Annotated in this window: 23 protein-coding genes; 15 read left to right on the plus strand and 8 right to left on the minus strand. The window is 68.9% G+C overall.

Annotation, left to right across the window (positions count from 1 at the left end):
* Window positions 1–332: 332 nt before the first annotated feature.
* From fabG1 to ACWIGI_RS21325, 4 genes are all read left to right on the plus strand, one after another.
* Window positions 333–1,049, plus strand: coding sequence for a 3-oxoacyl-ACP reductase FabG1 (gene fabG1 / locus ACWIGI_RS21310; RefSeq protein WP_454204169.1), 717 nt, complete (start codon window positions 333–335; stop codon window positions 1,047–1,049).
* A 74-nt stretch (window positions 1,050–1,123) separates the two neighbouring features.
* Entirely contained in the window at window positions 1,124–1,960 is an 837-nt protein-coding gene (gene inhA / locus ACWIGI_RS21315) for an NADH-dependent enoyl-ACP reductase InhA (RefSeq protein ID WP_454204170.1), read from the plus strand.
* A 21-nt stretch (window positions 1,961–1,981) separates the two neighbouring features.
* Window positions 1,982–3,040: a ferrochelatase gene (locus tag ACWIGI_RS21320; RefSeq protein WP_454204171.1), complete on the plus strand. Its 1,059-nt coding sequence runs from the start codon at window positions 1,982–1,984 to the stop codon at window positions 3,038–3,040.
* 147 nt (window positions 3,041–3,187) lie between these two features.
* Complete coding sequence (locus ACWIGI_RS21325) at window positions 3,188–3,469, plus strand: hypothetical protein (RefSeq protein ID WP_454204172.1); 282 nt, start codon at window positions 3,188–3,190, stop codon at window positions 3,467–3,469.
* Between the two features lie 18 nt (window positions 3,470–3,487).
* On the opposite strand, the gene ACWIGI_RS21330 is transcribed toward ACWIGI_RS21325, so the two are convergent.
* Window positions 3,488–4,180: a hypothetical protein gene (locus ACWIGI_RS21330; protein WP_454204173.1), complete on the minus strand. Its 693-nt coding sequence runs from the start codon at window positions 4,178–4,180 to the stop codon at window positions 3,488–3,490.
* 90 nt (window positions 4,181–4,270) lie between these two features.
* Between ACWIGI_RS21330 and ACWIGI_RS21335 the strand changes: the two genes are divergently transcribed.
* Window positions 4,271–4,879 (plus strand): hypothetical protein, encoded by a 609-nt coding sequence (locus ACWIGI_RS21335; RefSeq protein WP_454204174.1) that lies wholly within the window; start codon window positions 4,271–4,273, stop codon window positions 4,877–4,879.
* 37 nt (window positions 4,880–4,916) lie between these two features.
* Here ACWIGI_RS21335 and ACWIGI_RS21340 read toward each other — a convergent pair whose 3' ends face one another.
* A complete protein-coding gene (locus ACWIGI_RS21340; RefSeq protein ID WP_454204175.1) occupies window positions 4,917–5,504 on the minus strand; it encodes a phosphohydrolase in 588 nt (195 codons plus the stop codon).
* Window positions 5,505–5,743: 239 nt separating this feature from the next.
* Here ACWIGI_RS21340 and ACWIGI_RS21345 point away from each other — a divergent pair, with 239 nt between their 5' ends.
* The 3 genes from ACWIGI_RS21345 (at window position 5,744) to ACWIGI_RS21355 (ending at window position 8,882) form a co-directional block, all read left to right on the plus strand.
* A complete protein-coding gene (locus tag ACWIGI_RS21345; RefSeq protein WP_454204176.1) occupies window positions 5,744–6,532 on the plus strand; it encodes a helix-turn-helix domain-containing protein in 789 nt (262 codons plus the stop codon).
* 51 nt (window positions 6,533–6,583) lie between these two features.
* Window positions 6,584–7,639: an alpha/beta fold hydrolase gene (locus ACWIGI_RS21350; protein WP_454204177.1), complete on the plus strand. Its 1,056-nt coding sequence runs from the start codon at window positions 6,584–6,586 to the stop codon at window positions 7,637–7,639.
* A 94-nt stretch (window positions 7,640–7,733) separates the two neighbouring features.
* Window positions 7,734–8,882: an RNA-guided endonuclease InsQ/TnpB family protein gene (locus tag ACWIGI_RS21355; RefSeq protein ID WP_454204178.1), complete on the plus strand. Its 1,149-nt coding sequence runs from the start codon at window positions 7,734–7,736 to the stop codon at window positions 8,880–8,882.
* A 90-nt stretch (window positions 8,883–8,972) separates the two neighbouring features.
* Here the strand turns inward: ACWIGI_RS21355 and ACWIGI_RS21360 are convergent, their stop codons facing one another.
* The 5 genes from ACWIGI_RS21360 to ACWIGI_RS21380 all read right to left on the minus strand — a co-directional run bounded on the left by ACWIGI_RS21360 (window position 8,973) and on the right by ACWIGI_RS21380 (window position 13,747).
* The gene (locus ACWIGI_RS21360; RefSeq protein WP_454204179.1) at window positions 8,973–9,944 is read right to left on the minus strand and encodes a glycine betaine ABC transporter substrate-binding protein; all 972 of its coding nucleotides are present in this window, start codon (window positions 9,942–9,944) and stop codon (window positions 8,973–8,975) included.
* Entirely contained in the window at window positions 9,941–10,678 is a 738-nt protein-coding gene (locus tag ACWIGI_RS21365) for an ABC transporter permease (protein ID WP_454204180.1), read from the minus strand. The genes ACWIGI_RS21360 and ACWIGI_RS21365 overlap by 4 nt, the downstream gene beginning before the upstream one ends.
* Window positions 10,675–12,000, minus strand: a complete 1,326-nt coding sequence (locus ACWIGI_RS21370) for an ATP-binding cassette domain-containing protein (RefSeq protein WP_454204181.1) — start codon at window positions 11,998–12,000, stop codon at window positions 10,675–10,677. Before ACWIGI_RS21370 ends, ACWIGI_RS21365 begins: the two co-directional genes overlap by 4 nt.
* On the minus strand, window positions 11,997–12,641 hold the full coding sequence (locus tag ACWIGI_RS21375; RefSeq protein ID WP_454204182.1) for an ABC transporter permease: 645 nt from the start codon (window positions 12,639–12,641) through the stop codon (window positions 11,997–11,999). Before ACWIGI_RS21375 ends, ACWIGI_RS21370 begins: the two co-directional genes overlap by 4 nt.
* Window positions 12,642–12,817: 176 nt before the next feature.
* Window positions 12,818–13,747: a TauD/TfdA dioxygenase family protein gene (locus ACWIGI_RS21380; RefSeq protein WP_454204183.1), complete on the minus strand. Its 930-nt coding sequence runs from the start codon at window positions 13,745–13,747 to the stop codon at window positions 12,818–12,820.
* Between the two features lie 111 nt (window positions 13,748–13,858).
* Here ACWIGI_RS21380 and ACWIGI_RS21385 point away from each other — a divergent pair, with 111 nt between their 5' ends.
* The 4 genes from ACWIGI_RS21385 to ACWIGI_RS21400 all read left to right on the plus strand — a co-directional run bounded on the left by ACWIGI_RS21385 (window position 13,859) and on the right by ACWIGI_RS21400 (window position 15,987).
* Window positions 13,859–14,293: a hypothetical protein gene (locus ACWIGI_RS21385; protein WP_454204184.1), complete on the plus strand. Its 435-nt coding sequence runs from the start codon at window positions 13,859–13,861 to the stop codon at window positions 14,291–14,293.
* A 121-nt stretch (window positions 14,294–14,414) separates the two neighbouring features.
* Window positions 14,415–14,804 (plus strand): hypothetical protein, encoded by a 390-nt coding sequence (locus tag ACWIGI_RS21390; protein ID WP_454204185.1) that lies wholly within the window; start codon window positions 14,415–14,417, stop codon window positions 14,802–14,804.
* Window positions 14,805–15,008: 204 nt separating this feature from the next.
* Window positions 15,009–15,581: a hypothetical protein gene (locus ACWIGI_RS21395; RefSeq protein WP_454204186.1), complete on the plus strand. Its 573-nt coding sequence runs from the start codon at window positions 15,009–15,011 to the stop codon at window positions 15,579–15,581.
* 187 nt (window positions 15,582–15,768) lie between these two features.
* Window positions 15,769–15,987 (plus strand): EF-hand domain-containing protein, encoded by a 219-nt coding sequence (locus tag ACWIGI_RS21400; protein WP_454204187.1) that lies wholly within the window; start codon window positions 15,769–15,771, stop codon window positions 15,985–15,987.
* 194 nt (window positions 15,988–16,181) lie between these two features.
* On the opposite strand, the gene ACWIGI_RS21405 is transcribed toward ACWIGI_RS21400, so the two are convergent.
* Window positions 16,182–17,324, minus strand: a complete 1,143-nt coding sequence (locus ACWIGI_RS21405; protein ID WP_454204188.1) for an acyl-CoA dehydrogenase family protein — start codon at window positions 17,322–17,324, stop codon at window positions 16,182–16,184.
* Window positions 17,325–17,399: 75 nt separating this feature from the next.
* Between ACWIGI_RS21405 and ACWIGI_RS21410 the strand changes: the two genes are divergently transcribed.
* Genes ACWIGI_RS21410 through ACWIGI_RS21420 form a run of 3 tightly spaced genes read left to right on the plus strand, consistent with a single transcriptional unit; the run spans window position 17,400 to window position 19,250 of the window.
* A complete protein-coding gene (locus ACWIGI_RS21410) occupies window positions 17,400–17,993 on the plus strand; it encodes a TetR family transcriptional regulator (protein ID WP_454204189.1) in 594 nt (197 codons plus the stop codon).
* Window positions 17,994–18,042: 49 nt separating this feature from the next.
* On the plus strand, window positions 18,043–18,537 hold the full coding sequence (locus tag ACWIGI_RS21415; protein ID WP_454204190.1) for a pyridoxamine 5'-phosphate oxidase family protein: 495 nt from the start codon (window positions 18,043–18,045) through the stop codon (window positions 18,535–18,537).
* On the plus strand, window positions 18,537–19,250 hold the full coding sequence (locus ACWIGI_RS21420) for a helix-turn-helix domain-containing protein (protein ID WP_454204191.1): 714 nt from the start codon (window positions 18,537–18,539) through the stop codon (window positions 19,248–19,250). The genes ACWIGI_RS21415 and ACWIGI_RS21420 overlap by 1 nt, the downstream gene beginning before the upstream one ends.
* Window positions 19,251–19,342 lie beyond the last annotated feature (92 nt).

Raw genomic sequence — 19,342 nt, forward strand, 5'->3', positions numbered from 1 at the left:
GGAGGGGGGGGGGGTGGGTGTGGCATTTATCCTGCGCCAGCTATTTCCGTCGGGGGATCATCGAACTGGGGCCGCCGGGCGTGTTGCCCGGGCGGCCGCCACTGTCGTTTTCACGGTCGCGAGGAGGGAATCCCATGATCATTCACAAGCGGTCATTCCAGACGAACGACGCATCCTACTGGTTTGAATTGGATCTGTTTCAGAAATGCGGGATCATGTCGCTGACCTGGGGTTCGCCGCACTCGAGGTAGGGTGTCGCGGCCCGCGCCGGGGAGAAGGAATTCCTCGCCCCAATGTAGGCAAAGGGAACGGCACCCGATAAGTTCTACGGCATGTCGAACACATCCAGGTCGGTTCTGGTTACGGGCGGCAATCGCGGTATCGGTCTCGCGGTTGCGCAGCGCCTTCTCGCCGACGGGCACAAGGTCGCCGTCACCCATCGTGGTTCGGGCGCGCCCGAAGGTCTGCTCGCGGTCAAATGCGATGTGACCGATGCGGCTTCGGTCGACGCGGCCTTCGCCGAGGTCGAGGCGAAGCAGGGCCCGGTCGAGGTCATCGTGGCCAACGCGGGCATCGTGGAGAACACGCTCTTCATGCGCATGAGCGAAGAGGCCTTCACCAACGTCATCGACGCCAACCTCACCGGTGCGTGGCGAGTGGCCCAGCGCGCCAACCGCAACATGCTCAAGGGCCGCTGGGGTCGCGTGATCTTCCTCGGCTCGGTCGTCGGGCAGATCGGCGCGCCCGGTCAGGTCAACTACGCCGCCGCCAAGTCGGGTCTGGTCGGCATGGCCCGCGCCATCACCCGCGAGGTCGGCAAGCGCAACATCACCGCGAACGTCGTGGCCCCGGGTCTGATCGACACCGACATGACCCGCGAGGACATGACCCCGGAGATGCGTGAGAAGGCGCTCGAGTTCATCCCCGCCGGCCGCATCGGTCAGGCCGAGGACGTTGCCGGTGTGATCAGCTTCCTCGCCTCGGAAGACGCCTCCTACATCTCCGGCGCGATCATTCCCGTCGACGGCGGCATGGGCATGGGCCACTGAGCTTTTCGCTCCGATAGCCGCACCCGCACCACCAACCAGGCCAAGCACAGCACACGAGGAGAAGCGACCAACCCATGGGTGGATTGCTCGAAGGCAAGACCGTACTCATCACCGGCATCATCACCGACTCGTCCATCGCCTTCCACGCGGCCGCGGTCGCGCAGGAGCAGGGCGCGAAGGTGATCATCACCGGTATTCCGGAGCGGCTGCGACTGATCGACCGCATCGCCAAGCGCCTGCCGCAGGAGGTGCCCCCGGCCATTCCCCTCGACATCACCAACGAGGAGAACCTGGGCGAGCTCGCCGCCAAGGTCCGTGAACTCGCGCCCGAGGGCGTGGACGGCGTGCTGCACTCCATCGCCTTCGCCCCGCGCACCCTCATGGGCCCCGAGGCGCTGCCGTTCCTGGACGCCCCGGGACCGGACGCCGCCAAGGCCTTCGAGATCTCGGCCTGGAGCTACGCCTCCCTGGCTCGCGCCGTGCTGCCCGCCATGAACGAGGGCGGCTCGATCGTGGGCATGGACTTCGATCCGCGCACCGCCATGCCGTTCTACAACTGGATGGGCGTGGCCAAGGCCGCCCTCGAGTCCGTGAACCGCTACGTGGCGCGGGAAGTGGGCGAGGCCAAGCGCATTCGCTCCAACCTGGTCGCCGCGGGCCCGATCAAGACCCTGGCCGCCAAGGCCATCGCCGGTACCGCCACCGACGACGCCAAGCAGCTGAACATGCTCAACACCTACTGGGACGGCGCGTCGCCCATCGGCTGGGACGTCGACGACCCGACCGTGGTCGCCAAGTCCGTGGTCACCCTGCTCTCGGACTGGCTGCCCGGCACCACCGGCTCGATCATCTACGTCGACGGCGGCGCCAGCCACAACACCTGGTTCCCGGAAAACGGTTTCACCAACTGAGCTGAAGGAGACCCGAGACCCGTGGCCGTCGAGGCACTGCTCCTGCTGTCCTTCGGCGGCCCGGAGCGCCCCGAAGACGTGATGCCCTTCCTGGAGAACGTCACTCGGGGCCGGGGCGTCCCACCCGAACGTCTCGCCGAAGTCGCACAGCACTACCTGCACTTCGGCGGGGTGTCGCCCATCAACGCGCTGAACCTGGACATCATCAAGGCGATCGAGGGCGAATTCGCCGCGCGCGGTATCGATCTGCCGGTGTACTTCGGCAATCGCAACTGGCATCCCATGGTCGAGGAGACCGTGGAGCGCATGCGGGCCGACGGAATCGGTTCGGCACTGGTGTTTCCCACCTCGGCCTGGGGTGGGTACTCGGGGTGCCGCCAGTACCACGAGGACATCGTGCGGGCGCGCGCGGCGGTGGACGAGGCGCCGGAACTGGTGAAACTGCGCCAGTACTACGATCATCCGCTGCTGATCGAGGCGTTCGCGGACGGCATTCGTGCGGCGGTGGATTCGCTGCCGGAGCAGCGGCGCGCGGGCGCGCGGCTGGTGTTCACCGCGCACTCGATCCCGGTCTCGGCCGACAACGCCTCCGGGCCGCCCGGGGAGCAGGCGCTCTACAGTCGCCAGGTCGCTGAGTCCGCGCGGTTGTGTGCCGCGGCAACGGGTTTCGACGACTACGACGTGGTGTGGCAGTCGCGGTCCGGGCCGCCGCAGGTGCCGTGGCTCGAGCCCGACATCGTCGATCACCTGGACGCGCTGGGGGAGCGGGGCGTGGACGCGGTCGTGATCTGCCCGGTCGGGTTCGTCTCCGATCACCTCGAGGTGATCTGGGATCTGGACAACGAGGCGAAGGAGCGGGCCGCCGAGCTCGGTATGGCCTTCGCGCGGGCGGCGACGCCCGGACCGGATCCGCGGTTCGCGCGCATGGTCGTCGATCTGGTGCAGGAGCACCGCGTGGGGTCCGCGCCCGAACGGCTCAGCGCCATGCCGGGTTTGGGCTGCACCGTGAACGGGGCGCCGTGCGTAGTGGGCTGCTGCGAGCTACCCGCGCGCCCGGCGGGCCGTCCGTCGGCCGGCTGAGGGCGCGCCCCGGGTGCCGTCGCCAGGTGGCGCGGACATCGCCGTCGTGCGGGCGGTACCCGGCCGATAGTGCGACACGCTGGGGGTTTGCCGGACAATCCGGCCCCCGGCGCGCGCCGACGGCGAACGAATTGTAATGTCGCGCAGGTGAGTACATCGGAGCGAGGGCCCGTACGTCGTCAGGGCGAGTACGCCGGAGCGCAGCGCGCGAGCGGACCGCCACCGCGCGCCGGAGCGCCGCGATCGGGCGGCGCGGCGGCCAAGAAACGGGCGCTGGGTTCGCCGGACGCGTTCGTGTGGGCGCCCGTGCTCGCGCTGTTCCTGGCCGCGGGCATCTGCATGACCATCGGGCAGTCCATGACGCTGACGGTGATCCTGGTCGTCGTCGCGGTGGTGCTGGTGCTGGCCGACATGTGGATCAACCGCTGACTCTCGGGGCGCGAAAGCCTAATCGAAGACGTTCACCGCCCGGGCGATGACCAGACTCATGGTGACCAGGGCGATTCCGGACTGTGTCGCCATGAGGAACTTCGCGTAGCGGGACATGGGCATCACGTCGGTGGGACTGAACGCGGTGGCGTTGGTGAACGAGAGATACAGGTAGTCCGGGAATTCCGGCGTCCACTCCGGATCAGCGAGGTCCGGGTTCTGCATCTGCACGAACAGGAAATCCGGATAGGGCCGGCGGTGATGGGCGCGTGCCGCCGGGCCGCCGCGATCGAGTTCCCAGTACCAGAGCGCGAAGACGAGCACGTTCGACATCCACACCGCGGCGCCGGCGGCCAGCAGCCCGGCGGCGTCCTTGCTGACCGACCCGTCGATCAGGCCGAGCACCAGCTCGATCACGGCCCAGATCATGCTGAAACCGAGCAACGCCATCTGCAGCAGACTGAAGCGGCGGAACCAGATCTCCTCGCGATCGAGGCGGGTCGGGCTGGCGACGATCAGCCCCGCCAGCAGGACGAATCCCAGCGCGGGCACGATCCAGCGGGGACCCGGGGTGAACCGGTCCGGCAGGAAGAACTGCAGGACCAGCAGGGCGATCACCGCCGAGGTGGCCAGCAGGCGTGATTCGCCCGCCGTCTTGCGCGCCCACGCCGGAACCCGGTCGTCGTCGGTCTGCTTCTCCGAGCCCGTCATCGCAGCAGTATCACCCGTCCGCCACTCCGCGCCCGTGAGCGACGCAGTTACCGATAGCATCTCGGCACAGCCGAGAAGAGGGGGAGCCCCGTGTCCCTGCCCGGGAATGCGTCATCGTCCCAGTCGCCGTACCCCCGCGCCGCGTCCCGGACCCCGGTGCTCGTCTCGCTCGTCTCGGCCGCGCTGGCGGTGCTGTGCGTTCTGGGCGCGGGCGGATTCTTTCTGCTGTACGCCACCGCGAACGACACCGCCGAAACCCGGGACGGCACCATCGCCGAACTGCGCGGGCAACTCTCGGACGCCGCCGCCACCGATGCCCGCCGCGCCGCCGCCAAACGCGCCGCGTGCGATTTCGTGGTCCTGCTGTCCACCTACGACTACACCGACCTCGACAAGTATTTCGCCGGTCTCCTCGCCGCGTCCACCGGCGAGTGGCGCGAGGAGTTCCAGGAAACCATGCCGTTCCGTCGCGGCGACATCGCCACCGTGCGCGGCCGCGCCCAGCCCGCAGAGTCCCCGCACTGCGGCCTCACCTCGTTCGGCGCGCGTTCGGCCGAGGCCCTGGTCTCGGTCGAGCAGTCCCTCACGTTCGGCGGCAACACCACCGACGCCCGCGTCGTGACCTACACCTATCTGACGACCCTCGAGGAACAACCCGACAACCGCTGGCTGGTCAGCAGGGTGAGCCGCCGGCTCTGAGACCGGTTGCGGCGGTGCGTGTCCGGGGCCGCCCCGCTCACAGCGGATAGCTCGCCTGGAATTCGAGGCGGCGGTCGGCGTCGGCGGCCAGCCGCTCGAGCTCACCGTCCAGCGCCAGGAAGACCTCCCAGTGCTCCGCGCCCGCGGCCGCCGCGAGCCGCTCGATCACGAGCTGCTCGAGCTCGGTGACCCGCTTGCCCTTCCACACCTTGTCCGCGAGGCTCACCAGCAGGTCCTCGAACCCGGCCCCGTCCTCGTCCCAGCTCGCGTGGGTCCGCGCGAACCGCGCCAGCCGCTCCGGAACCCCGCTGCCACAGAGCAACTCGAATCCCGCCGCCTCGTGCGCGGACCCCGGCCCCGACAGCTCGTTCGGGAACCGGGTCTTGCCGATGTCGTGCGTGGCGGCCCCGAAACACACCGCGCCGCCGTCGAACCGCACCCCGCCGTGGTGCACCCGCACCCAGTCCACCAGCTGACACGCCACGTCGTGGACGGCCCGCAGATGCGCTCCCAGCCGAGGCGGCGCGCCCAGGTCCCGCACCAGGTCCGCGGCCCGCTCCGGCAGCGGCCGCAGTGCGGGCGGGCCCACGTCCGTCAGGGCACGGTGCAACGCCGAGGAATTCACCCCCGCCACGGTAGCGAAGGATTCGTCGGCGCTGCGGCACCGAGAAGTCCGTGACCCGGCGAGCGGACGGCTCCGATACACCTGAGCGTTGGGCGTGACGGGTCGCGTGCCTCGGGTCATCGGGTGCTCTCTCTTGCCGAAACCGGTTCAGCCGCAACCCCCGAAGCCGGCGCGCCCGGTCGAGCTCACCGGCACGCCTGTTCGTTGCGGACCCGGTCGGCCGCTTCTAGGCTCGCGGTGTGTCGCCGATCGTGTCGGAGCGTCAACTGGGGAACGGCTGGGAGCTGGCGGGGTCGCGCAGGCGAGATCAGCCCGGGGTACGTATGACCGGGTTTCGGGATCACACCGGCCAGGGCGCGGACATGACGATCTGTGCGCTGCCCGCGGTGACGGTGGTGCTGCAGTTCGGTGGGCCGCTACATGTTGGACAGGGTTCGGGGGAGCGGTCTTTCGGCGGCGTGGTCGCGGGGATTTCGCCGGGGGTGAGTCGCATCCGGGACGGTCGGGTGGAGTGCGTCGAGCTTCGCCTCTCGCCGGTCGCGGCGTACCCGCTGCTGGGACTGTCGCCGGCGGCACTGGGCGCGACGGTCGCCGGGACACACGAGGTGTGGGGCCGCGCCGCCGTATCGCTCGGTGAACGGCTGGCTGAAACACCCACCTGGGAAAGAAGATTCGAACTCACGGCGGAGTTCCTCGCCGCGCACCGGACCGAGCGGGCGGTCGATCCGGAGGTCGGTCTGAGCTGGCAGCGCATCGTGGGTACCGGCGGGCGGATCAGCGTGCGTGAGCTGGCCGCCGAAACCGGCTGGAGCCGTAAGCGATTGTGGTCGAGGTTCACCGCCCAGGTCGGCGTCACACCCAAGCGCGCCACACGGGTCGTCCGGTTTCGCCGCGCGTTCGACCTGCTGATCGCCGGTACGGCCGCGAGCGAGGCGGCTGTGCGGTGCGGATACGCCGACCAATCCCATATGCACCGCGAGGTGTCGGCGTTCGCCGCGACCACCCCCGGCGCGCTCGGTCGCGGCTGAGGGGAACATTCGTTCAAGACCGCGCGGCGGGTCATCGGTGACCGTGGACGCATGACTTTCGCACGAAGAATCGAACAGCGGATCAGGGCGGCGGAACGGCGGGTCGCCGGCACCTACGGGCTGCGGATGAGCGAGGAGGTCGTCACCCTCGCCGACCCCGCGCTGCGGGTCCGTGTCCTGACCTCGGGGTCGGGGGAGCCGGTGGTCTACGTCAACGGGATCTCCGCCCCCGCACTGGGATTCGCGCCCCTGATCGGTCAGCTGCCGGGCTACCGCCACATCCTGATCGACCTGCCCGGGCACAGCCTCGCACCGCCCTATCGATGGCAGGACCGGCCCGTGCGAGAACTGGCGGTGCACATCGTGACCGGTGTCCTGGACGCCCTCGGGCTCCGCGACGCCCGCTTCGTAGGCAGTTCGCTGGGCGGCCTGTTCGGGCTGTGGCTCGCCCTCGACGCGCCCGATCGGATAACGCGGGCGGCACTGCTCGGCTCGCCCGCGACGGCGTTGCCCGGAACGCGGGCGATACCGGAAATGGTCGCGCTCACCTCGCCGCGGCGCGGTCCGGTCGAGCAGCGGCTGATGGCGCTGCCCTCACCGAGATTCGTCGCCCGCCTGGCGCTGGCGGGCGGTATCGGCCCGGCGGCGGCCCGGTCGATGTCGGCGGATCTCGTCGACCTGCACCGGCTGCCGCTGCGCCTGCCGGGACAGGCCGCCTCGTACCGCGCGCTGCTGTGCCGCCTGATCGGCGCCGGCGGACCGCTTCCCGGCGCCGTTCTCACCTCGGCGGAACTGGCTCGTATCGCAGTCCCGGCCGTGTTCGTCTGGGGAGACCAGGATGCGTTCCTGTCCCCGGAGGCTGCCCGGGACAGCGTCGGCGCGATGCGCCTCGCCCGCCTGGAAGTCGTTCCGGGCGGGCACAATCCGTGGTTCGACGACCCCGCCCTGTGCGCGTCGCACGTGCGGGATCTGCTCGGCTACCAAGTGTCCGCCAGTGCGCCGCCCTTCAGGGCGGTGGTGAAGGCGGACGCGGGAGGGCCGCCAAGGCCCCGAGCGTGCCCTAAACCGGACGTTCCTGCTGTTCGATGTGCTGGCCCAGCGCACTGATCGGTGCGCCGCCGAGGCGGACCCGCACGGTGAATACTGGCTTCTACCAGTGTGAATGGGTTCTCTGTCGGTGCCCGGCGATACAGTCGCCGGGGTGCGGCTTCGTTACAACTTCCGTCTCTACCCGACGCCGGGTCAGCAGGTGTCGTTGGCGAAGGCGTTCGGGTGCGCACGAGTGGTGTTCAACGACGGGCTCGCCGCGCGACGAACCGCGTTCGAGGCCGGGCTGCCCTACATTCCCGACAGCGAGTTGTCGAAACGTTTGACCGAGGTGAAGAAAACCCCGGAACGCGAATGGCTGACCGAGGTGTCGTCGGTGGTGTTGCAGCAGGTGCTGGCGGACCTGAATACCGCCTACCGCAACTTCTTTCAGTCGGTGACCGGGAAACGCACGGGCGCGAAGGTGGCACCACCGAGGTTCCGGTCCCGCAAGGACGCGCGGCAGTCGATCCGGTTCACGAAGAACGCCCGGTTCGCGGTGACCCCGGCCGGGAAGTTGCGGTTGCCGAAGGTCGGAGATATTGCGGTGCGGTGGTCGCGGGGCCTGCCGTCGGAGCCGTCATCGGTGACGGTGATCGAAGACGCGGCGGGAAGGTATTTCGCGTCGTTCGTGGTGTCCACCGTCACCGGGGTGTTGCCGCCGGTCGAGTCGGAGGTGGGCATCGATGTGGGCCTGTCCACGTTCGCGGTGTTGTCGAACGGGAAACGGATCACCTCGCCGCGTTTCCTGCGCCAGGCCGAGCGCCGGTTACGGAAAGCGCAACAGGCCCTGTCCCGTAAGGAGAAGGGGTCGAAGAATCGGGTCAAGGCCCGTGTGCGTGCGGCGAAAGCTCATGCGCGGGTAGCCGATACGCGCCGAGACTGGGCGCACAAGAACACGACACGGATTATCCGCGAGAATCAAGCGGTATTCGTGGAGGACTTGTGTATCAAGGGCTTAGCGCGTTCCAGGTTGGCGAAGTCGGTACACGATGCGGGGTGGGGCATGTTCACCCGCTTGTTGGAGGAGAAGGCCGCCCGGTACGGCCGCACCTTCGGCAAGGTCGATCGCTGGTTCCCCTCCACCCGCATGTGCTCGATGTGCGGGGCGATCGGGGACAAGAAACCGTTGCACGTCCGCGAATGGACATGCGGGTGCGGGACCATCCACGACCGGGATCTGAACGCCGCGATGAACATTCTGGCCGCCGGACAAGCGGACAGGTTAAGCGCCTGCGGAGGGGCGGTAAGTCCCTCCGCCTAGCGGAAGGCACGCCCCAATGAAACAGGAACCCACCGAGAGCGCCCGCCAGGGCGCTGGTAGGAATCTCCACCCTTCAGGGTGGAGAGGATGTCAATCGACGAGCTTCTCGCTCACCAGCCAGTCGTAGGCGACGTCCGACGGGTCCTGTCCGTCGATGTCGACCCGCCCGTTGAGCTCCTGCATCAGCTGATCGGTGAGGCGTTCGGAGATGGTGTCCAGCAGGGGGCGGATTTCGGGGTAGCGGTCCAGGACCGACGCGCGGACCACGGCGGTGCCGCTGTAGGGCAGGAAGAACTTCTTGTCGTCGTCCAGGACCGTCAGATCGAGGTTCTTCACGCGGCCGTCGGTGGTGTACACCATGCCGAAATTGCAGGGTGAACTCTTGGCGGTCGCGGTGTACACGACGCCGGCGTCCATGCGGGTGACGTTCCCCGGCGGGACGCCGTTCGGGTCGTTGTAGGGGATGCCGTAGGTGGCGAGCATGGGGATGAAGCCGTCGGAGCGGCTGAAGAACTCGTCGTCCACGCAGAAGGTGCGCTCACCCACGGGCAGGGCCGCCACCTCGGACAGGGTTTTCACGTTCAGGCGCTGTGCGGTGGCGGCGGACGCGGCGAAGGCGTAGGTGTCGTTGAAGTTCGAGGGGGCCAGCCACTCCAGGTCGTTCTCCGACTTCTCGATATCGTGCACCCGCTGCCACAGCTCGGCCGGGTCGGCGATCGTCTCGGTCTTGTTGTGATAGTTGACCCAGCCGGTGCCGGTGTACTCCCACAGGATGTCCGCGTCGCCGTTGAGCTGAGCCTGACGCGAGGACGCCGACCCGGGCGCGCCGGTCAGGTCCGTGACATCGGCCCCGGCCGCGGCCAGGTAGGTCGCGGTGATCTTGCCGAGCAGCACCCCCTCGGTGAAGCTCTTGGAGGTGACGACGAGTTGCGCTCCGTCCAACGGCTTCTCGCCGCCCGGCAGACTCGCGTCGTGGAAGGTACCCGACGAGCTCACCAGACCGCAGCCCGCCAGCAGCGCGACGATCAGCAGCGCGAGCGACCCCGCCCGCACCCGCCTCATGACACGCCTCGCGGGGTCGCGGCCAGCTCGACCAGCCTGCCGAGCCAATCGATGGTCAGCGCCAGCAGGCCGACCAGGATCGCCCCGGAGATCAGCAGTTTCGGCAGGAACAGGGTGACGCCGGTGGTGATGAGCGTGCCGAGGCTGGTCGCGCCGATGAAGGTGCTCAGCGTCGCGGTGCCGACCAGGATGACCAGCGCGGTGCGCACGCCGTTGAGGATCACCGGAACCGCCAGCGGCAGCTCGACCTGGATCAGCGTGCGCAGGGCCGAGAACCCGATCCCGCGCGCGGCCTCGATGGTGCGCTGATCCACCTGCCGCAGCCCGACGATGGTGTTCTGCAGAATCGGCAGGATCGCGTACACCACCAGACCGACCACCGCGGTCCGGAATCCGGTGCCGAGCCAGAACGTGAACAGCACCAGCAATCCCACCGCGGGCGCGGCCTGGCCGATGTTGGCGATGTTCACCGCGATCGGCTCGAACCGCTTCAGCGCGGGCCTGGTCAGCGCGATCCCCAGCGGAATCGCCACCGCCACCACGATGAGCGTGGCCACCACGGTCAGTTCGATGTGCGCCAGGATCGTGGTCCGCAGATTCGACCACGCCAGCGACGCCTGCTCGGTCGAGGTGAACGTGGTCGATCGGTACCACAGCAGGTAGCCGGCTCCGATGGCGAGAATGATGATGGGCTCGAACCAGACGTCGATCGGCAGGCGGCGCAGCCGGTTCATGAGCGCTCGTCCGAGCCGGGGACCGGATCGGGCTCCGGGGCCGCGTGCGGGGCGTCCGCGAGCGAGCCGGGTTCGTCCGCGGCCGCCACCACCGGCGTCGGCGCGGGATCGGTTCCGTCGACGTAGGTTTCGTACGACAGATCCTCGATCTCGGGATGTCCCTCCGCGAGCTTGGCGCGGATCAGTTCGGTCACCGAGTCGATACTCAGCGAGCCGACCACCGCGCCGCGGCCGTCGGTGACCAGGGTCGCGCCCTGACTCGTCGCGAGCATGGCGTCGAGTGCGTCGTTGAGCGTCGAGGACCGCGCGACCACCGGCAGCCGGCGATCCAGGAAGTCCGACACCTCGGGTTTGCTGGCCACTTCGGTGAGCGAGGGCCACGAGCGCGGGCGTCCGTGCCGGTCCACCACCACGATCCAGCTGTGTCCCGCGGCCTCGGCCCGGGCGATCACCTCCCGCGACGGTTCGCCGATCCGGGCGGTGATCACCCTGTCGTACTCCACATCTCGCACCCGGGACACCGTCAGATACGCGAGTTTGGCTCCGGAGCCGACGAATTCCCGCACGAACGGCGTTGCCGGATCGGTGAGAATCTCCTCCGGCGTCGCGTACTGCTCGACATGCCCGCCCTCGGACAGGATCAGCACCTTGTCCCCCAGTTTGGTGGCCTCCTCGAAATCGTGCGTCACGATGACGATGGTCTTGCCCAGTTCGTGCTGGATCGCGATCAGGCTGTCCTGCAGGCGAACCCGGGTGATCGGGTCGACCGCGCCGAACGGCTCGTCCATCAGCAGCACCGGGGGATCCGCGGCCAGGGCGCGGGCGACGCCCACGCGCTGCTGCTGCCCGCCGGACATGTCCTTGGGCAGCCGGTCCGCGAAGACCGCCGGATCCAACCCGACCAGATCCAGCAGGTAGTCGGTGCGTTCGGCGATGCGCTGTTTGTCCCAGCCGAGCACGCGCGGGATCGCGCCGATGTTCTTGGCCACCGTCCAGTGCGGGAACAGGCCGCCGGACTGGATGACGTAGCCGATGGACTGCCGCAGCCGGTCCGGATCCTCCTTCGTGACATCGCGCCCGTCGATGAGGATCCGGCCCTCGGTCGGCTCGATGAGCCGGTTGATCATCTTGAGCGTGGTGGTCTTGCCGCAGCCCGACGGCCCGACGAACGCGACGATCTGCCCCGCCTCGATCTCGAGGTCCAGCCGCTTCACGGCCGGTTTCTCCTGTCCCCGATAGCGTTTGACGACGCCGTCCAACCGGATGGACGCACCCGTCACATTGCGTTCGGCCGGCACCTGCCGGTCGGTCAACTCGGTCATGCCAGACCCTTCGGGATGGTGAGACGTCCGAGGAGGACGAGGAGCGCGTCGAACACCAACGCGATCAGGACGATGAGAATGGTTCCGGTAAGCGCGGATTCGAGGGCGTTGGCGCCGCCCAGCCGGGACAGCCCGTTGAAGATGAGCGAGCCCAGACCGGGGCCGAGCACGTAGGCGACGATCGCGGCGACGCCGACCACCATCTGGGTCGAGATCCGGATGCCGGTGAGAATGACCGGCCAGGCGATGGGCAGTTCCACGGTCAGCAGGATGCGCCGGCGGGAGAGCCCGATGCCGCGAGCGGATTCCACCACCGATTCCGGGACCGACCGCAGGCCCACGATGGCGTTGCCGATCACCGGCAGCGTCGCGAAGAACGCCAGCATGATGAACGAGGGGACGACCCCGAGCCCGAACGGGACCAGCAGCAGGGCCAGCAGGGCGAGCGAGGGGATGGTCAGCGCCACCCGGCTGGTGGTGAGCGTCAGCGCCGAGGCCAGCGGCAGGCGATAGACCGCGATCGCGATGATCACCGCGATGAGCGTGCCGACCAGCACGGTTTGGAAGGCCAGGGACGCGTGCTGATAGGTGAGGAAGGTCAGGACTTCGCCACGGCCTCGGATGTAGCTCCACAAATGCACGGGATTCCCCTCATCGGCCGGGAGGCCGGATCGGTTCCTGTCTGCGCCGGACATGCGAGCCGTTAGACAGTAGTCGAAATTCGCCGGTCGTTTGCCGGTGACGTGCGATCCGGGTGGGACCGTTATGGGCTTGTGCCCGGCGGGGGTGTCCGCCGGGTCTCGTTCGGAGCGGCGGCTCAGGCCGCGCGCGGTACCTCGGCGTCGGAGTAGTAGCCGGCATCGCCCGCGATCACCGTGCTGCGTGCGCCGTCGATTCCGGCCGGGATCTCACCGGCCAGGGTGATGCGGGTCAGCTTGCGGTGCTCGCCGCCGTCGTAGTCGTCGACGGCGTAGTGCTGGGTTGCGCGGTTGTCCCAGATCGCGACGTCGCCGAGCTGCCAGTCCCAGCGGGTGGTGTTCTCCAGGCGGGTGATCCGGTTCTGGAACAGCTGGAACAGGGCGCGCGACTCGCTGCCGGACAGGCCCACGAGTTCCTTGACGAAGCAGCCCAGCAGCAGGGCGCGCTCGCCGGTGACCGGATGCACCTCCACCACCGGGTGCTCGGTCTCGAAGTAGGTGGATTCGAACTCGCGGCGGTAGGCGGCCGAGTTCTGTTCCGAGGCACGGCCTTCGGTCGCGTAGTCGTAGCGGTTCGTGTGCCGGGCCCGCAGGCTCTCGGCCAGCCGCTTGAGCGGTTCGGGCAGGGCCTCGTAGGCGGCGACGGTCGAGGCCCACGTGGTGGAGCCGCCGTAGCTGGGCAGGGTCACCGCGCGCAGGATCGAGGCCTGCGGCACGCGGTCCACGAAGGTGACGTCGGTGTGCCAGACGTTCGAGCGGCCGTGCTGGGAGTCGATGGCCAGGCTCTTCGCGCCCGTGGTCAGGGTCGGGTGCGGGGTCGTGGGAACGCCGAGGAGTTCGGCGAACTCGTACTGTCCGTCCTCGGTGAGGTGATCCTGGCCGCGGAAGAAGATGACCCGGTGCTCGTTCAGGGCCGCGCGGATCGCGGCCACGGTCGGGGCATCGAGGCCGCCGCCGAGCCGGACCCCGTCGACGCGCGCGCCGATGTGGGCTCCGAGTTTGACCACCCGCACGTCAGCGGCCGGCTCTGCGAATCTCTCGACGGACATGTGCGGGCCTCTCACTCGAACCGAATGGAGCCCAGATCAAACATCGGAAACGGGGTGCGTGACCACCTTTGCGATCACCCGGATCGAATCCCGCGCCTACAGTTCGATGGCATGGTCGCTGTGCGTCGAATGTGGTGGGGAATGCTGGCCGTGCCGGTGCTGGCGGTGGGCGGGTGCGGGGAGCCGGACCCGACGCCGGACGAGCCGGGTATCGAGAACGTGGCACTCGGTGCGGAGTTCACGCTCGCGCCCCGGGACGTCGCGGTCGCCGACGAGAATCGGCTGCGGGTGCGGTTCGACGAGGTGACCGGGGACAGCCGGTGCCCGGAGGACGTCGACTGCGTCTGGGCGGGCACGGCGACGATCGTCGTGACGGTGACCGCGGGGGCGGGCGAGTCGCGGCAGGAGCTGCAGCTCAATCCGAATACCGGGGTGACGGTCGAGGGGTACCGGATCGACGTGCGGAAGCTGGCTCCGGCGCGGCGCACCGACCGGTCGATCTCGGCCGGGGACTACCGGGTGACGCTGGTCGCGAACCGCGCCTGAACGGTCGTGGCGCGGGGTGGCACGGACTGCAAGGTTTCCATAAGCGTTCGCAAGGGCGCCGTCCCTACCCTCGTTCCATCCAAGAAGACTTCCACTCCCGGAAATCCAGATGGGGAACGCCATGCGAACCGCACTCACCACCGCCCGTCCCGCGAAACTCGCCGCGTTCGCCGCGGCCCCTCTGGCCGTCGCCGCCCTCGCCACCGCGGCCGTGACCGCGACCGCCGCCCCCGCCGCGGCCGAGCCGACCTACCCCGGCTCCTGCCTCGTGGTCCAGAACCACACCGGCCGGACCGTCGAGATCACCCTGAACTATCCGACCCACGCCGGCCGCTGGACCTTCGCCCCCGACGAGGTCTCGGTCCTGAGTTCGAAGGGCCGCGTGGTCACCTCCCCGACCGGCACCTGGAACGTCCACAACGAGCCCGACGCCGAGGGCGTGTGGGTCTACTCCGAGGATCGCAACGCCAGCAAGGGCTGCAACGGCTCCTGGATCCTGACCCTGAACTGACATCGACTCGACCGGACGTCCCGGGGAGAGGGGGTCGATGGCAGCAGCACTTCCGAGGGGAAGCAAGGGTTCGCAGGTGTCGTGACGGGTACCCGCGAACCCTTCGCCATGCCATGATCGAAAAGCGCCCACACCCGGGCGTGGGGAGGGCAGTTCAATGCGAATCCGCGCTCACCGCACCGGTTTTCCGGCGGTGCCGACGTCGTGACCCCGGACCGAGCCAACCGCACCCCGCGCCGCGTGGACGCGCTACTGGTCCCCGCCGGCTGGACCCAGCACGCGCTGGCGATCTTCGTGGGAACCGCCGCCACATCCCTGTACATTCTCTGGAATGTCGCCGCGCAAGGCCCACCCGAGGGCAATCTGACGGCCGTACTGATCCTGTTGATCCTGACCCTCTGGTGGCTGGTGACCACGACGATCGGGATCGTCCGCTACCGCGCCTGGCTCCTGAGCCTGCTCGCTCCCATGACCGTCGCGTCGTCGATAGTCGCGCTCTACCACGAGGTCCCCGAAAACTGGGGTTGGTCCCTGAGCCGGGACGCCCTCGAGCAGGTTGCGTCCACCTGCGAAAAACCCGACGACGACAGGATCGGCCTCTACCGAATCCACCACGTGGTCGAGCGAGACGGCGGCTGCCTTTTCTACCTCCGCGCCGAGAAGATCTACACCCCCGGCCTGGCCTACTTCCCCGATGCGCCCCCGCCCCGCTACTCCGGCTACTTCTCCTACTGGCCATACCGCGACCACTGGTACAGCTTCCAAGAAGGAACCTGATGTGCCGTAGCCGATTTCGGCAGGAGTGCGTCGAATGTGATCGTGCATCGAGTGCGGGCTCGGAGTAATCGATCTCGGGTGGGGTGGGGGAGGTTGCCGTATCGGCAGGTGTGAGGGGTGTTGGGGGAGAACGGATGCGATACTTCGGTGGCCGAAAACGGCTGTTGGACGTGTGAAGGAGTGGGTCATGGGTGGATTTACTGTTGCGGAAGCCAAAGCCGTGTTCGCCAAGGTCGACACGAACGGCGACGGGTTCATCAGCCTCGAGGAATACACGACGGCCGTGGAGGCGTACGGGTTCTCGACCGAGGCCGCCAAGCAGGCCGCGCTGGCGATCATCGCCCGGGCCGACCTCAACCGCGACGGCAAGCTCAGCCTCGACGAGCTATTGACCCTCGTCAGCTGAGCGGCGGCCTATCGGCCGCCGCGGGCCCGGGAGCATCGACACCGATGACTTCGGCCGCCGTGTGCGGTCTGCACTGTTGACAGTCGTTCGGATCGGGGCGGGGCCGCAAGAGTTCGGCAATCCATGGATCACGCAGTGTGAGCCCGTGACCTATCTGAGCTACCCGGTCTCGAAGCGCGGACCAGCGGGACAGCTCAGTCGGCGGCCAGGCCGCGGGCGATCACCAGGCGCTGAATCTGGTTGGTGCCCTCGAAGATCTGGGTGATCTTGGCTTCGCGCATGTAGCGCTCCACGGGGAAATCCTGGGTGTAGCCGTAGCCGCCGAGGACCTGGACCGCATCGGTGGTGACCTTCATGGCGGCGTCGGTCGCCACCAGTTTGGCGACGCTGGCCTGGCGGGAGTACGGCAGGCCGGCGTCGCGGCGGCGGGCGGCGTCGAGGTAGGTGGCGCGGGCGGAGTCGACCGCGGCGGCCATGTCGGCCAGCACGAATCCCAGGCCCTGATGGTCGATGATGGCGCGGCCGAAGGCCTCCCGCTCCTTGGCGTAGGCGACCGCGTCGTCCAGCGCGCGCTGGGCAATGCCGGTGGCGACCGCGGCGATCCCGAGGCGACCGGAATCCAGGGCGCTGAAAGCGATCGACAGACCCTGTCCGGGGGCGCCGATCAGGCGATCGGCAGAGATCAGGGCATCGTCGTACGCCGCGCTCGTGGTGGGAACCGCGCGCAGGCCCATCTTCTCCTCGGGCTTGCCGAAGGACAGGCCGGGGGTGTCGGCAGGAACCAGGAACGCGGAGATGCCGCGCGAACCATCGCCCGTGCGCGCGAACAGGGTGTAGTAATCGGCTTTGCCGCCGTTGGTGATCCACGCCTTGGTACCGGTGATCCGGTACCCGTCGGCCGATTCCACCGCGCGGCAGCGCAGCGCCGCCGCGTCCGACCCGGCGTGCGCCTCGGACAGGCTGTACGCGCCGATCAGATTGCCGGACAACATCTCCGGCAGCCACCGCTGCTTCTGCTCCGCGGTGCCGTACCCGAACAGTGGATGGCACGACAGACTGTGCACGCTCACCGCCACCGCGACCGCGGCCCAGCGCGCCCCCAGCTCCTCGAGCACCTGCAGGTACACCTCGTAGGGCTGGGCGCCGCCGCCGAATTCCTCCGGGTACGGCAGGCTCAGCAGCCCCGCCGCGCCCAGCGCCGCGAACGCCTCCTCCGGATAGCGCTCCTGCTTCTCGTATTCCGCGGCCTGCGGTTCGAGCACCTTGTCCGCGATATCGCGGGTCAGCTCGATCAGGTCGCGGGCTTCGGCGGTGGGCAGCAAACGATCGACAGGCATGGCCAGCACATTACGTCCAGCATCCAATTGCGTGCAAGGCAGCACGTAATATTCGGCGTTGGCTAGACTGAGCTCGTGGTTTCCGGTCTACCCCCGAACAAGCACCAGGAGAAGAGCCTGCGCACGCGGGCGCTGCTGCTCGACGCCGCCATCGACAGCCTGGCCGAGGTCGGCTACGCGAGCGCGTCCATCGCCGACATCACCGCGCGGGCCGGGGTGACCAGGGGCGCGCAGCTGCACCACTTCCACACCCGGCAGGAGCTGTTCGCCCAGACCATCGAACATCTCACCCAGCGCCAGCACGAGGCCCTGCAGCGCCGCGCACGCAACCTCGCGCAGGCGTCGGCGGGGGAGACCCTGGTCGAACTCGTGACCGCGCCCTTCGCCGGCAAACTGGGCAAGGCGTCGGTGGAGTTGTACGTCGGCATCGCGAACGACCGCGAACTGCGCCGCAACATGCTGCGCGTACAGCACGATCTGACCGTCGACCTGCTCGACGCCTGCGCCGCCCGCATCGACGTACCGCGCGACCGCCTGGAGTCGGCGTTCTGGCTCACCATCAACCTGGTGCGCGGCGCGACCCTGGACGAAATGGTCGGCCGCGACCGGGTACGCCGCAAACAGGTCCTCGCGGACTGGGCGCGCCTGGCCGACGGCCTGCTGAGCTGATCGGCGCGACGCGAGCACTCTGTCGTACCCCGCGAGTACGGTCGAACGAATGACGTCCTGGTCCGAGTTCGTTGAGTCCGCGCCCCGTATTTCGACCATCTTCGCCCGCCGGCACGCCGCGACCGGCAATCTCTGCATGCTCGGCACGACCCGTGCGGACGGATCCCCGCGCATCAGCCCCCTCGAACCCCGGATCTTCGAGGGGGACCTGTGGCTCGTGGGCATGCCCCGCACCACCAAGTTCAAGGATCTCGAGCGCGATCCGCGCTTCTGCCTCCACACCGCCACGGTCGATACGCAGGTCGGCGACGGCGACGCCAAACTCTTCGGCACGGTGCACGACGTGCTCGACGAGGGTGTGCGCGGGCGCTGGCTGGAGACCCTGTTCGAGGAAACCGGAATGGACTTCCGCGGGGAGAAGTTCGATCACTTCTACGCCGCGGACATCACCGGCGGCTCCGCGGTCGAACTGATCGACGGCAAACACATGGAGGTCACCATCTGGAAACCCGGTAGCTCCGAGCGCGTGGTGCGCAAGGACTGATGAGCCCCGACACGGTGACGCCGACCGGCTATCGAGAGCGCCGGTCGGTCGTCGCGGGCGCGGTGGTGTGGGACCGCGAGGTCACGGCCGGCGCCGGCGCCCCGATCCTGCCCGACGGCTGCATGGATCTGCTGCTCATCGCCGACCGGCTCGTGGTGGCGGGCCCCGACACGCACGCCCAGCGCCCCGGCGCGGCCCCGGCCACGCGGGTGACCGGCATCCGCTTCCATCCCGGCACCGCGCCGGCGTTGCTCGGCGTCCCCGCGCACGAATTGCGCGACAGCAGAGTCGAACTCGCCGATCTGTGGAGCCGGGACAGGGTCCGCCGCGCCCGCGAACTGCTCACCGCCGCGCCGACTCCGGCGACCGGGCTCGAGACGATCGCCCGGTGGCTGGCGGCCGATGCCGCCCCGCCCAACCCGATCCTGGCCCGCACCGTGATCGAGTCGGCCGCGGGCGCGAGCGCGGCGGACACCGCGGCCCTGTTCGACATGACGCCGCGGCACCTGCACCGGCTGTGCCTGGACGGGTTCGGCTACGGCCCGAAAACCCTGTCTCGCATCCTGCGCATGCAGCGCGCCCTCGCCCTCGCGCGCGACGGGGTGTCCCTGGCGGAGACCGCGGTGCTGGCCGGGTACGCCGACCAGCCGCACCTGTCCAGGGACATCCGCGCGCTGGCGGGGATGCCGCTCACGCGCCTGCTGCGGCAATAGTCGTGGGGGGGGGCGGGGGTGTGGCAGGGGCCGGCCCCCCCCGCGCCACACGCCGGCCGCGCGCAGGAAAAACAAGACGAACCGGCGAAAGA

Source organism: Nocardia sp. NPDC055321 (genome assembly GCF_053645575.1).